19 protein-coding genes are annotated in these 13,495 nt (G+C 31.6%); 10 read left to right on the top strand and 9 right to left on the bottom strand.

The features are described 5' to 3' along the window. Nucleotides 1–13: 13 nt before the first annotated feature. From Q0977_RS13485 to Q0977_RS13510, 6 genes are all read right to left on the bottom strand, one after another. The gene (locus tag Q0977_RS13485; protein ID WP_367269478.1) at nt 14–949 is read right to left on the bottom strand and encodes a YqaJ viral recombinase family protein; all 936 of its coding nucleotides are present in this window, start codon (nt 947–949) and stop codon (nt 14–16) included. 73 nt (nt 950–1,022) lie between these two features. Then, nucleotides 1,023–1,214 (bottom strand): hypothetical protein, encoded by a 192-nt coding sequence (locus Q0977_RS13490; protein ID WP_299514924.1) that lies wholly within the window; start codon nt 1,212–1,214, stop codon nt 1,023–1,025. Nucleotides 1,215–1,596: 382 nt separating this feature from the next. After that, complete coding sequence (locus tag Q0977_RS13495) at nt 1,597–1,866, bottom strand: hypothetical protein (protein ID WP_299514926.1); 270 nt, start codon at nt 1,864–1,866, stop codon at nt 1,597–1,599. After that, on the bottom strand, nt 1,863–2,390 hold the full coding sequence (locus Q0977_RS13500) for a helix-turn-helix transcriptional regulator (RefSeq protein ID WP_299514929.1): 528 nt from the start codon (nt 2,388–2,390) through the stop codon (nt 1,863–1,865). The genes Q0977_RS13495 and Q0977_RS13500 overlap by 4 nt, the downstream gene beginning before the upstream one ends. Nucleotides 2,391–2,478: 88 nt before the next feature. Then, nucleotides 2,479–2,775 (bottom strand): DNA-binding protein, encoded by a 297-nt coding sequence (locus Q0977_RS13505; protein WP_299514976.1) that lies wholly within the window; start codon nt 2,773–2,775, stop codon nt 2,479–2,481. Nucleotides 2,776–2,777: 2 nt separating this feature from the next. Continuing rightward, nucleotides 2,778–3,569: a phage antirepressor gene (locus Q0977_RS13510; protein WP_299514931.1), complete on the bottom strand. Its 792-nt coding sequence runs from the start codon at nt 3,567–3,569 to the stop codon at nt 2,778–2,780. Between the two features lie 66 nt (nt 3,570–3,635). On the opposite strand from Q0977_RS13510, the gene Q0977_RS13515 reads away from it, so the two are divergent. Next, nucleotides 3,636–4,214 carry a hypothetical protein gene (locus Q0977_RS13515; RefSeq protein ID WP_299514933.1) on the top strand — a complete coding sequence of 193 codons (579 nt, stop codon included), beginning with the start codon at nt 3,636–3,638 and terminating at the stop codon, nt 4,212–4,214. On the opposite strand, the gene Q0977_RS13520 is transcribed toward Q0977_RS13515, so the two are convergent. Genes Q0977_RS13520 through Q0977_RS13530 form a run of 3 tightly spaced genes read right to left on the bottom strand, consistent with a single transcriptional unit; the run spans nt 4,185 to nt 5,366 of the window. Further along, complete coding sequence (locus tag Q0977_RS13520) at nt 4,185–4,355, bottom strand: hypothetical protein (protein WP_299514935.1); 171 nt, start codon at nt 4,353–4,355, stop codon at nt 4,185–4,187. The genes Q0977_RS13515 and Q0977_RS13520 overlap by 30 nt on opposite strands. 53 nt (nt 4,356–4,408) lie before the next feature. Then, nucleotides 4,409–5,092 carry a hypothetical protein gene (locus tag Q0977_RS13525; protein WP_299514938.1) on the bottom strand — a complete coding sequence of 228 codons (684 nt, stop codon included), beginning with the start codon at nt 5,090–5,092 and terminating at the stop codon, nt 4,409–4,411. 52 nt (nt 5,093–5,144) lie between these two features. Then, entirely contained in the window at nt 5,145–5,366 is a 222-nt protein-coding gene (locus Q0977_RS13530; RefSeq protein WP_299514941.1) for a helix-turn-helix domain-containing protein, read from the bottom strand. A gap of 147 nt (nt 5,367–5,513) precedes the next feature. On the opposite strand from Q0977_RS13530, the gene Q0977_RS13535 reads away from it, so the two are divergent. From Q0977_RS13535 to Q0977_RS13575, 9 genes are all read left to right on the top strand, one after another. Continuing rightward, on the top strand, nt 5,514–5,921 hold the full coding sequence (locus Q0977_RS13535) for a helix-turn-helix domain-containing protein (protein WP_299514944.1): 408 nt from the start codon (nt 5,514–5,516) through the stop codon (nt 5,919–5,921). 94 nt (nt 5,922–6,015) lie between these two features. After that, nucleotides 6,016–7,074 carry a hypothetical protein gene (locus Q0977_RS13540; protein ID WP_299514947.1) on the top strand — a complete coding sequence of 353 codons (1,059 nt, stop codon included), beginning with the start codon at nt 6,016–6,018 and terminating at the stop codon, nt 7,072–7,074. A 228-nt stretch (nt 7,075–7,302) separates the two neighbouring features. Next, entirely contained in the window at nt 7,303–8,454 is a 1,152-nt protein-coding gene (locus Q0977_RS13545; RefSeq protein WP_299514950.1) for a thermonuclease family protein, read from the top strand. A gap of 4 nt (nt 8,455–8,458) precedes the next feature. Further along, entirely contained in the window at nt 8,459–9,292 is an 834-nt protein-coding gene (locus tag Q0977_RS13550) for a hypothetical protein (RefSeq protein WP_299514953.1), read from the top strand. A gap of 187 nt (nt 9,293–9,479) precedes the next feature. Then, nucleotides 9,480–10,256: an FRG domain-containing protein gene (locus Q0977_RS13555; protein WP_299514956.1), complete on the top strand. Its 777-nt coding sequence runs from the start codon at nt 9,480–9,482 to the stop codon at nt 10,254–10,256. Nucleotides 10,257–10,268: 12 nt separating this feature from the next. Then, nucleotides 10,269–11,171, top strand: a complete 903-nt coding sequence (locus tag Q0977_RS13560; RefSeq protein ID WP_299514958.1) for a ParA family protein — start codon at nt 10,269–10,271, stop codon at nt 11,169–11,171. Beyond that, nucleotides 11,168–11,554, top strand: coding sequence for a hypothetical protein (locus tag Q0977_RS13565; RefSeq protein WP_299514961.1), 387 nt, complete (start codon nt 11,168–11,170; stop codon nt 11,552–11,554). The genes Q0977_RS13560 and Q0977_RS13565 overlap by 4 nt, the downstream gene beginning before the upstream one ends. Before the next feature lie 70 nt (nt 11,555–11,624). Continuing rightward, nucleotides 11,625–12,092 (top strand): ImmA/IrrE family metallo-endopeptidase, encoded by a 468-nt coding sequence (locus Q0977_RS13570; protein ID WP_299514964.1) that lies wholly within the window; start codon nt 11,625–11,627, stop codon nt 12,090–12,092. A gap of 104 nt (nt 12,093–12,196) precedes the next feature. Continuing rightward, nucleotides 12,197–13,369, top strand: coding sequence for a tyrosine-type recombinase/integrase (locus Q0977_RS13575; RefSeq protein ID WP_299514967.1), 1,173 nt, complete (start codon nt 12,197–12,199; stop codon nt 13,367–13,369). The last annotated feature ends 126 nt before the right edge of the window (nt 13,370–13,495 follow it).

Genomic DNA, 13,495 nt, shown 5'->3' on the forward strand with positions numbered 1-13,495 from the left:
TGATTAAATCCTCCTAGTTCACTTTTTTATATCCAAATTTGCGATATGATGACGTATTACTGTACTTAGCAAATATGTTCGGTAATTCTTCTTTAATTTTTTTAGAATCCAAGCGAGTTTGATTGATAGTCTTATAGGTCAATTTGTAATGCTCTGTTAGACCTTCTGATGCTGTTTCTAGCGACATTTTTAGTTGATTAGTATATTTGTTCTCCAATTCTTTCAAAGCCTTGATTTCAGCTTTTACGTTGTCTAAAGCTTCAATAATCTTCTCCTTCTCAGAATCAAGCATGACAACTTCGCCAGGATTTTCTTTATAGCGATGGGAGATAAATTCAACTGCTGCATCAGAACCATCAATTTCTGGTGGTATTTCAGCGAGCACATGATTTTCCCAAAAATCTTTTTCACGATCTATCATGATGTCGATTAACTCTTGATCTCGTTTGATTTCTTTCCAAACGTATTTGTTACCACCGATAAGAACAGCTATATATGCTTTTTCAAAACCAGTAACCGCCATATAGTGTTGTACCTGGCATAGATAAGCTGCAGGAATGTCCTCACCATCCCATTCCCCTACTTTATATGCAGAAGTAGTTTTGCATTCCAGAAAGGCTTTTTCTCCGACAATTACACGGTCAAGATTTGCTGTCATAAAGTCATACTCCGGATGTCTGAGCATTTTGTTCATTCGACGTACCCTTTTCCCTGTTCTTGCTTGAAATTCTTTAGCAACAACATCTTCAAGTACATTTCCCCAATAAATAAATTCGTTATCTGTTTCTTCAAGTGGACCACCTGTTTTGTCCAAATACAGTTGAAATGGTGATTTCCGTTTGTTAAATCCTAAGATTACTGCAGCATCACTGCCACCGATTCCAGAACGTCTAGCTTCAAGCCATTCATCACGACTCATTTCTGCAGTAGAAACAAAATTTTGAACCATGATTTATCTCTCCTTCTGTGATATAATCACTTAAAATATGTTTTGTTATGACCACTTTGCCGAGTGGTCTTTTTTATATTTCTCCAATTACTCCATCACCTTTAAGATGATCTACTAAGCAAGTAGTACAACAGAATATTTCATCTTCAAATGTCACGCCTGAATAGCCTTCAAACACTAGGTCATTACATTCAGCACATTTGCCAACTGGTTCCGCAAATGATTCTTCATACCCTTGACCAAGAACCATTGGATTTTCTAACATATTTCCACCTTCTTTCTATTAATTTGAGTAGCGATGCAACGCCTAACAACGTTGGTCATTGCCGTTACACCACACCCAGATGCTTAACTCGCATCATGAAGTACACGAATTAAATGAATAGTAGTATGTAATTGGAGACCTATTCACCTCACTTTTGATTTTTTCGTGTACTTCATGACAGGAATTAACCTGTCTGTTATAATGAATATTGGATATTTCATAAGGCTTTACTAAATCTCCGCTGATTAACTTCTGGACAAAGTTAGTCAGCTTTTTTAATGCCATAAACCAAATACTCCGATAGTGATCATCAATGCTATTCCACCGTAAAGCCAAAGCTTGTCCGATAAGCAAACATCTTCTGTTTCGAAAAAGTATTTGTTCAATTTACGCATTTGGTCACCACCGTTAAATCGATTCCTTGTTTTTGAAGTCTTTCTACTGTTTTTAACAGCCGTTCATGGTCTTCTTTTCTTTTGCGATATTTACTAAGTTCTCTAAGAGATTTATCAATATCTTTTAGTAACTCACGCGCTGTTTCGTATTCTTCCCTTTCAACATGGATAGATAGTTCAGTTTTTAATGTATCGATGCAGTTGTGTTCTTTGATCACTGCGTTTATATCTTGTGGTCTGAAATTTAATCTGTTCATCGTGCACCTCCTAAGGCTAGAAATCCATCGCTCTTAAGTGATTTGTAGTGATCATTCCAAATCTCCACATAGTTAAAATCACCTTCCATACATATAACGGCCACTAGATGATCTAAAGACGTAATAGCTTCAACAGCTTCACTCAGTAAGTCTTTTGTTTCTTCTTTTTCATAAACTGTTTGCATTCTTAGCGGCTTAGAAAAATCAATTCTCTTTAATTTTTCTAATGCTTCAATCATTTCCTCTATGGTTTTTTCTTTCACAGCCGATCTATGCAAATCAACATTTGGACCATCTAACCAAACTGGACCAGTACCTGTATATTCATGACGCAATGTAATAGCAAACTTTGGATTGTCATACTTCCTAGTAAGTTTTCTGCCGATATCTGCCGGTATTTTAGAACGGCCATTTTCATATTTTGATAGAGTTTCTCGAGCAATGTTTAATTCCGATGCAACCTTTTGTTGGTAGTCTTTTCCGCGCATTTCCTTCAGGATGTAGCGTGTTTTGTTTTTATTCACTTGAATTTCCCCCTTGGTTTAAGGCGGTCACATCTCAAATACAAGTAATCTCTTAGTAGACCGCCGTATTTTGATATGTTTGATAGAATTAAATTACAGATTTAAAATATTGCGTATTTGTTTCAACCCAATTAGTGTGTTTATCTATCCATTCGAATAATTGCTTTGTTGGAATAAGCACACCAGCTTCACGAAATACCGGGAAATCAGCTCTTCCTAGTAATTCAGAAGTCTTTGTTTGGCTAATATGGAATAGTTCCATTAGTTCTTTACGAGTAAGTAATGGTGGTAATTGTTTTGTACTGATAGCATCTGATATCGCTTGTTTCACTTCTTCACGTATCATTTGACGGAGTTCGTCTGTATCAAATTGGATGTTAAACATAATCAAACAGCACGCTCCTTTGCTAACTTGTTTAAGAAATACAATTGACCTTTCCCAGTTACTTTTGGGGTTTTGCTAATGGTTATAATTCCGCTAGATCTCGGAACTGGTGTTTCTTTAATTTCAAATAAACCCAGTTCCATGCTTCGTTGAGTTGGCATATTGTAATCGGTGCCTGATTGTTTGATTAAATAACCATTTTCACGTAACCAAGCGAAAAGTCTTTTTTCTCCAAAATCAACACCATTTTGTTTAAGTATCTTTGCTAGTTCACGAACTAAAATGGATGATTTACTTGTTTCTATTAATTCAGCGAATAAAACTTTTGGCCTTTGTTGTTGGATAATTGACTGTGCTTCTTTATGAGCAAGTTCAGCTGCACGACGTTTTTGCTGTTCTTCTTTTAAACCGTTTAAGATACCGATTAAAAAGTCTGGATCTTGCATCGTTTGCTCTAATGTTTCTGGTGTTAGATATGAGCCGTGTTTTCGAATCGATGGAAGAACTTCTGATGTTACCCAGCGTTTGAAGCGTTTTGCTGATTCTAGTTTTGATGAAAGCACTAGACTGTACATTCCAGATTCGTTGATAATTGTTACTTTACGTTTCTGACCTGAGGTGGTAATTTGCCACCCTAGCTTATCTTCTTTTTCAACATGAGATTTAAGAGCATTAACTGTATCTTTATAACCAAGTACTGTTGCGACATCCTTTCCAACGAAGAATGGCTCGTTGTTGATTTCGATAACTCGTACTTGTTGGTTCTCAAAATTAAAGAATTGTAATTGATTCATTTATTTCACTCCTTAGTAGGTATTTCCTCGCTCTTTGTCGAATATTGACATGAGGAGGTGAAAAATATGGATTCAGATATGATTAATTTTATTGATGAAAACTGTGAAGATTTCGTTGTAATTAGAAACTCAGTTAAATCTCATGAAATCCGAGCATTCTTTGCAAATGAAAATAAAATTCAAACAATGCCAAATATAGATGTTCAAGAAGACGATTGGTTACTTCAAAAATCTTCAGGAAAAAAGTTTTTTATTGATGATGTGAGACCAATTATGGAAGGCTCAATAAATTATGGTTATATCCTCAAATATCTTAGTGAAAATAAATACAACCGAGAAAAACAAACTAATTCACCATCAATTTCTATTGGCACCATCAATGGTGGAGCGATTATTGGAAATCAAGAATCCGCCACTATAAACAATGGATACAACATAGAAGAAATTAGAAAATTGATTTCTAAAGCTCCTCTTGAAGAACAAGAAGAACTAAATAAAATGCTTGATGTTGTCCAAACATTTATAGAAAATGAAGTACCTTTAAATAAAGGCGTTCTATCAAAATTCTCAGACTTACTTGCAAAACATAAAGAAATAGCAATATTTTTAGGAAATTCAATTCTTGGTTTTCTTACTCAAAAGTAAAAGAATATTTAACAAACCTTGATCTGTAATAGCATGATTAAGCAGTTCTTCAAATACTTCTTTGTAAGCCGCTGCTCTTTCAGCAGCTTCATTTTCAAGTAATTCTATACGTTTTTCCAAGTCTGCTAATCGCTGTTCCATTATTCTCACCTACCTTTCAGTTCTCTCTTGCACCCACCAATAAAGAATTAATGTCATGGCGATTGGCTATCAAAACACTTAAAGACAAATTCTTTATATTCTGCAGGGGTCATGTTATTAGAGGTAGCTAAAAATTCTATAGCTTTTTTAAAGTTCTTAACATTCAGTGAGAATTCACTTGAATTTTCTTCAAACCATTTAAATATGTTTTTATTGGATTTAGACTTGTTCAATTCACGTGTTAAAGGAAGCATGTTCCCGTAAACTGTTCCGACCTTCTTAATAGATAGTGGAATAACGTGATCTAATTCAACATCTTTATCTGTACCTGTTAAAGCGCATTTGTAAGAGAAGAATTCCATTGTTTTGTTGTAATCTTTAATGTTGAAAGTATCTGGCAAACCAATTTGTCTAGCCCTTCTTCTGCTTTCTCTTATGACACGATGTGTAGTATTTTCTTTGTGCGTTGTTCGATATTTTCTTAAATAACTTTGCTTATTAGCATCACGGATCATTTTCTTTTTGATAGGAATACTAGCTTCCTTCTTAGGGATACATTCATTGCAAATAGCTCTAGCATGAGCAAATGCTTTTTTATCAAATCCAAATTCTTTTAAAGGCTTCATCTTGTTGCAAAAAGTACATTCTCTTGCTATTACTTTGCCTTCCTGTTCAATGTACAATGATTTTTTCTTGCTATATGGAATTCGTTTTACATTTCCAGTCAAAGTACTCATTAAGTGTTCACCTCGATTAATTTCTTATTGGTAGGTGCAAAGTGCCATTTATTCAACAACACATTTTGTGTTGTTTAAAGTTAAAAAAAATTTCCTGTACTGTAGTTTTGTAATATTCAGCTATTCTTACTTTGATATCATCGCGTGGAATTCTTTGTCCATTCTCATACATTTGTAGAGCACTAATACTTATTCTTAATGCATTCGCTACTTCTTCTCTGGACCTGTTACCTCGCAATTCAAGAAGTTTTTCGCCGATGATTTCTTTGTCCATTTGCAACCTCCTCCCGCACATATTGTGTTGCTTATGGTTATATAATACACAACACGTTTTGTGTTGTCAACACATTTTGTGCTAATTAATTTAAATTAACACGTATCGTGCTAAAATATACAAATAATGATGCTTAGGAGCTGTAATATGGCGACTTTAGGAGAACGTTTAAGAAAGCTTAGAAAAAATAAAACTTCATTATCGATGAAAGAATTTGGGAAAATATTTGGCCTCAGCGAAAGCGCAATAGGCATGTATGAAAGAAATGAAAGAGAACCCGATTTAAAAACTATTAATAAAATAGCTGATTATTTTGATGTAACAGTAGATTATTTAATGGGTCGTTCTGATATCATGAACCCTAGAATGTTTGAAAACGCTGGCATTACAAATGAAGAATACACAAACTTAACTTCATATCAAAAAGAAGTAGTTGATTTCTTTTTAACAAGGGAAGATTTATTCTTCCATGATCGTCCAGAGAGATTATTAGATGCATTAGAACAATTTGAAATCTTCTACGAAGTGTGGAAGAAACAGCAAGATAAGAAGTAATTCAAAAGAGATATAGTTTTCTGTGTCTCTTTTTTTACATACATTAAGTAGTTATAATTACTTATATTTTTTCTAAATTTAAGGGGGTATTTAAATGATTTGTTCAACAAAAATAATAAAACCACTATTATTATTTATTTTACTATTCGGAGTGACACTGATAACAAATGTACAAATAAGTCATGCTGAAAGTAAGTATCAAGTCGAATTAGAACCATCTTTTACTGATAAAGATTCTGTATTAAGTTTTGAAATTAAAAATAAAGATGAATACCTGATTGGAGCTAAAGCAATTGTAAATGGTAAAACCTATGAAGTTGACGAAGATGAATTATATTTTTTTACTAGCAACGACATCTATTTCCCTAATACTTTTAAAGGTGGCACAGAAATCAAATTATATATTACATATAAAGATGCTGTAACAAATGAAGAAATAACAGAAGAAGTTGCAAATATTAAAGTAACAGATACTACACCGCCTGTTATAAAGGTTCCCTCTGTAGATTTAAGATCAACAAGTGTAAAAATCACCTCTGAAAAGGATGCTGATGTATCAGCTACTTTTAACGGTAAAAAGATAAAGGTTAAAAAGAATTCAGATACCCAGTGGACTTTATACATTAGTAAGCCTATTAAAAATAAGAAATTAGTTATTACAGCAAAAGATGCTGCAGGGAATACTAAAAAAATTACTAAAACTTATAGTGTGCCTTATGACATCTATTTATCTGGGTATTCTATTCAGGTTGGTGATAAATATGCAAAAGGGTATGCTTTCGGCGGAAAAAGTTCAGATAAAGTTTACTTAAAAGTCGGTTCCAAAACTTATAAAGGATCTGTTAAAAAGGAAAATTTCTCAATTAGAATACCTAAAAATATCTCTTCTCCAAAAACTGTAACACTGTACTTAAAAGATAAATATAATAATACTTTAGCCACTGATAAAGTAAGAATTTATAAATACGGTAAAATTAAAATTGGCATGACTAAAAAACAAATTAAAAACTCATTTTATGGTGCACCAGATGGTACAGAAACTTCCGTATACGCTAATCAAAAATGGGAGCAATGGCATTATTATGTTGGTAATGACTTAAAAACAATTCTTAACTTTTTGAACGGAAAACTTTATTCTATAGATAAGTTTTAATTCTATTGAGAATAGCATAAGTTAAAGCGCACTTCTTCAACTAACTAACCGCTAAAAATCGTTGTTGAAGAAGTAATCCATAAATTCAAAGCACTAATAGTTAGGACTTTATTTTGTATACTTACGGACACAGAAATGTGTCCTAAAAAAATAATACAAATTGTAATTTTTTATCATTTTATATAATACTTTATATTTTTTAGTAGGATTTATACGGAGGGATAATGCATGAGTAAAGGCGGTATGGGCTGCTTAAGTATATTTATAATAGCTTTTATCATCGGAATTATTATTAATATTGTAAAATTTATTTTTCATCATATAAGTGATATTTTCCTATTCATATCATTAATGTCACTACTATTCGTTATTTTAGGATTCATATTCCCAGCAAAATTAGCTTTTTGGTCCAAAAAGAAATCTAGACTAGCTGGTGGTCTCGGATATCTGGCAATTGCTTTTATTTTTTTCATACTCTTTGGAATAACTGCTCCATCTGCTGATACACCAAAAACATACTCAGATACACAAACTGCTTCAAGTAATGTTAAAAAAGACAATGAAAAAACAAGCAATGGAGATAAACAAACCGCTGCCAATAAAGATGTTCAATCAGAAGATTCAAAAACAGATGATAAGAATGATAAAACAACAGCAAAAACAGTCGTGTCTACTTCTTCTAAAAGTAAAAAATCTAAATATGTACCTGTAACTCTTACGGAGACAGTAGACGGCGACACAATAAAAGTTAGATATAAGGGTAAAGAAGAAACGGTGCGTTACTTATTGGTAGACACTCCCGAGTCTAAAAAAACTGGGACATGCGTTCAACCATACGCGAAGAGTGCTTATACCAAAAACAAACAACTTGTGAATAGTGGCAAGCTATCTCTTGAATTTGAGAGTAGCGCAAAAAGAGATAAATATGGTCGATTACTCGCTTATGTTTATGTAGATGGGAAATCCGTTCAAGAATCATTGCTAAAAGGCGGTTATGCAAGAGTTGCTTACATATACGATCCCCCATATAAACATTTAAGCCAATACCAAAAAGATGAAAATATTGCTAAAAATAAAGACTTAAACATTTGGTCTAAATCACGTTTTGTAACTGATCGAGGATTTATTGGCTGTGCTTCTTCCTCTACTAAGAAAAGCACTTCTAATGTTAAGAAAAGTTATAACTCAAATTCAACAGGTTCAAATAGTTCATCAAGTTCTGCTTCAACGAACAGTTCAACAACATCAAGCTCAGGCGCGGAGTATTTCGCAAATTGTACAGAATTGAGAACTAAGTATCCTAACGGAGTGCCTGCTTCTCATCCAGCTTACCAAGCGAAGATGGACAGGGATAAAGACAATTTTGCTTGCGAGAGGTAATTATATGGGCACGGAATGTGCCCTAAAAATATTTAATGAAAAAATTTCAGGAGGAAAGAAGGATTTTAAATTGGCTGAACTGTTAGACAAAAGTAAAGAATACATCGCTGCAATTACTGCTATTCTTACTTTTCTTTTGATTTTCAAAAATACTATCAGTTTTATGAGTTCCACTGAATTCGAAAGACAATTTTTTAGCAAAGAGAAAAAATTTTTATTTGAAACGGCAAATTATTTTTTAATATTTATCCTATTTCCTACCATGTCTTCTTATGCTTTGTTAAAGGAATTTGAATCTATAAAATCTTTTGCCAATAGTATATTTTTCTCCTTGAATGTTAGTGCATTCATAATATTATTAACTTACTTAGGTATATCAAAATTTATTACTGTTATTTTAAAAAAGAAAAATAAAAATTATAGATTTTTTAAAAATAAAATATTTACTACCACTCGCAGGATAGGAAATGTAATCTTAACTATTGCAACTTTTTTTCTTTATGGCTTAATTAACGCTAATCTTCTTCTAGATTTCAATAACAATTATATTAAATTAACTCTTATTTTAATTTTATCTGTCTTTGAATTGTTTTTAATTTATGTGATTTTTAAAGGAATTATTGATATAAAATTTACCAAACCCATACTTGTAGATATTAAACTTGATAATTCTCAAACATACAATGAATATTTTATCTACTATCCTAATGGCAAGTTTATCTTAATTGGAAAGCCTGAATCAATTGATGATTGCAAGGAGCCAATACTCATTAATATAGATAAAATTGTATCATGTAAGCAAATAACCGAAAAGTCTTCTCTCTTCTTATTAAGATAATAGTGCTTAGTACATTTTTCGCGGAATTACTATTATAAAATTACCAATAAAATCAAATAGTCAATATATTTATATGAATAATATTCTATATACTATTATAAAAGACAAATATAGGAGTGAAAGAATTTGTTTAGAAAGGTAGTGAAAAACCCAAAAGCAAGAGAGTTGGAAGGAGCGAAATTATAGAATGAAAGAAATATTAGAAAAAGTTTTAGAGCTCTCTGCTAAACATTCTACTTTATGGTTTAGAGGTCATAGTTCTACTAATTATAAGTTAAATAGTGGTCTTTATAGAATTGATTCAGATAAAAAAACAATCTTAGAATATGAAAACAATATTTATAATGCATTTACTAATCTTGGATCAAACTATGTCGATAATTTTTATTCCGAAAAAGAATGGAATACTTTATTTATGATGCAACATTATGGAATGCATACTCGACTATTAGATTGGACATCAAGTTTTTCTACCGCACTTTATTTTGCAAATTTAAATAGGAAAGCAAATAAAACTGCAGCAATTTGGGCGATAGATCCAATAAAACTAAATAATCACTGCTATAATCTTTATGAAAGACAAGTGGATCCAGCATATGCGGGTATAGGTCACATAACATTAGATTCTCTTCCGAACAGGATAGCAAATTATACATCATACTTTAATGAAAACATTCACATCAAGTCATTTGCATTAATGCCTAGAAGAAGCAACGAGCGCTTATTATTGCAAAGTGGTTTTTTTACTGTTCAGGGTACAGAAGCTCTACCTCTTGAAGAAGAATATAAAGATTTCATTAACGATTTTATTTATAAAATTGAATTACCACCTGAAACTTATTCAAGTTGCATTGATTATCTAAAGATAAATGGAGTAAATTATTATTCTTTGTTTGGCGGTATTGATGGATTATGCCATTATATTTCTAAGGAATTGCTAAATATAAAATTAAATAATATATAGAGGTGTGAATTTATGGCAATTATTTCTTTTATGAATATGAAGGGTGGAGTTGGAAAAACTACGCTTTGTGTAAATCTAGCGGATGCACTCGCTACCTATCATAACAAAAAAGTATTGATAATAGATATGGACCCGCAATTTAATTCTAGTCAGTATTTATTGAGGGTTATGCATGGTAAAGACCATATAAAAGTTTATGAAAATTATAAAAAAAACCATAAAACTATATATAGTTTATATGATGAAAAACAAACAGATAATAGAGACAATAAAAAGTCTTCAGCTGCTTTATTTAATACTAAAACAATTGATGACAGTCATTTAAAGAAAAGTTATACTGTAAATATTAAAAAAAATCTAGATATAATACTTGGAGATATAGATTTATTAGAAATACAAATAAATCAAAAATCTGGAGCTGAAAACATATTAAAGAAACATATTGAATTAGCTGATTTGCGAGAAAAGTATGAATACATATTTATTGATAGCCCCCCTACTTATTCAGTTTTTTTTATTAGTTCTTATTTAAGTTGTGATGCCTACATACTACCGGTTAAACCAGACTATTTATCGTCTACAGGAATTGCGCTATTAAGTCGCGCTGAAGATTCTATTTTCCAGACTTTCGCTGAGAAGAAAATTGCGTTAGGTATTATCTATACATTAATTGATCCTCGGAATCATCTTCATGTACCTGTGCAGGAAGAAATTGAAGAAGAAGTAGGCAAAGAAAATATTTTTAATGAAGAAATAAAGTACTTTAAGTCTATACCTGAGGGATTAAGTAATCAGAAATTAATGTTAGAAATATTTGAAAATAAGATATCTACATCTATTAAAAATTTAAGTGAAGAGTTTATATCTAGAATCGAAAATAACTTATTATCTATAAGAAAGGAGGAAGATGAATGAACTCTAAAGACGAAAAACTAATTAAAGATTTTTTACTTGATTTCTCAAATTTAAAGGAGTCTCATTTTAATTTATGCTGGATTATTCCTCCGTTATTGTTATCAAGAAAAATTTTAAAAAATAGAAATGAAACAAGTAAATTTACGCAAGAAATTATCGGAATTACATACAAAGACTATGTATATCGTTCACGTCCCATGCTTGTTGGTAAAGTATTAAAAGATGTAATGAATATGGATTCAAATGAAACTTTGAAAGTTTTAAATAATCTAACTGCTTTTTATGAGTCTTTAACGCAGGAGGAAGATCCTAATACTCCGAAAGACAATAAAAATAAAAACTCAGATTTCTTCAGTGATTGGTCAAAATTTTTAAAAAAATAAACCCCACTACCAATTAGTGGGGTTTTATTTTATAATAATAGGAACATATGTTCTAAGAAGGTGGATAATAATGAGATTTTGCTACAGTCATCTAGAGGATTACATCAAAAATCTTTATCTAAATATTGGAATTACGCAACCAGAACAGATAAATATGAAAACTATAGCTTCACGATTGAATCTGAAATTACTACTTGTTCCTTTTAAATCAATGTGTACCGGAAATTTAATTTGTATTGATGCTAGATTGCGAAAAGAGAAACAATGGCAACATTTCGGTCACGAATTATGTCACGCACTTTGGCATTCTGGAAATCAACTTGGCATATCCCCTACTTTTCGGGAATATCAAGAGTGGAAGGCAATTGGATTTGCTTACCACATGTGTGTACCAACTTTCATGTTAGATGATATTTATTTACCTAATACATATAATGATGCAGCTTTTATAGTTTCAAAGATGTTTAATGTTGAATACGAATTTGCTTTTAAACGTATTGAAAATTACATGTCTAGAGAACTTTTGTATTCAAGTTAATTAGTATTATTTTTTATTTTCTTCACAACACAACTATATTTAACTGTGAATTAGTCCATCACGAATGATTTATCATGATAGCTTAGAATTAGAGGTGAACGCTTATGTATTTCAAAAAATTAGACAAAACAACATGGCTTTGCATTGGAGAGGTTCCGAAACATCCTGTCACTGGTAAGCGAAAACAGATTTCCAGAAGAGGAAAAACTAAAAAAGAAGCCGAAAAACGAGTAATAGAAGCAATTAAAGAAATTGAAAAAATTTATCTTTTTGATCCTAAAATTAAATTCAATGATTTCGTTGATTCTTGGTTTGAACTATATAAAAGACGCGGTGTTAAACAATCTACACTAGATAATCGACGTTATAGCATTAATGTCCTTAATTCACATATGGGGAAAATGGAAGTTAAAAAAATCACAACTGTCTTTTATCAAAATTTTTTAAATAAATTGCAAGATGATACAACATCTCATTCATCTCTAAAAGGGATCCATAGTGTAGCCCAAATGATCTTTAAATATGCTGTAGAAGTTGGAATCATTGATAAGTCTCCAACTGAAGCTGCATTTGTTCCACGCCCTAGAAGAAAGATTGAGGATATCGACGGTTCTGCAACCGAAAAACTTTATTTAAACGCCGATGAACTAAAGCTATTTTTACAAGCATTAGATAATTATAATAGCCCTATCATTAAAACAATATTGTATTTAATTACATTTACAGGTATGCGTCCAGGGGAAGCTGTATCACTATATCCTGAAGATATTGATTTTAAAGCCATGACGATCAATATTAATAAAACAACATATCGAAAAGATGGAAAAAAGGGTGACTTCGAATTAACTACTCCAAAAACGGCTAATAGCATTCGTATTGTAGATGTTGATAAATTTATCTTAGATAAAATTCGAGACATGCAAGATTTTCAATTCGTACGAAATTATGTAGAAAGTGAATATTTATTTAGAATGCCTGATGGATATCCACCAACTGTTGATTATTTGCGTACTGTTACTCGTAGATTAGGAGAAAAAATCGGTGTAAATAAACAGCTGCACACATATATGCTTCGTCATACCCATGTAAGTTTACTTGCTGAAGCTGGTGTAGATCTTCCTTACATTATGAATCGAGTTGGTCACAAAAATTCTAAGACAACAACTGAAATTTATTTACATGTAACAAAAGGCATGCGAGTAAATGCTAGAAGTAAAATGCACATGAAATTTAATAAATTAATAAATTCGGGAGAAATTGAGGATAAATGTTATTAAAATGTTACTTTTTGAATAAAATACAACAAAAAATATTCTATAAACGTTGATATATCAAGGATTATAGAAACCACGAACGCATATACTCTTCGTATGGATTCATGGTTTCATCCTCTTTCATATTTT

This window comes from uncultured Rummeliibacillus sp., assembly GCF_934216135.1.
Classification (GTDB): Bacteria; Bacillota; Bacilli; order Bacillales_A; family Planococcaceae; genus Rummeliibacillus.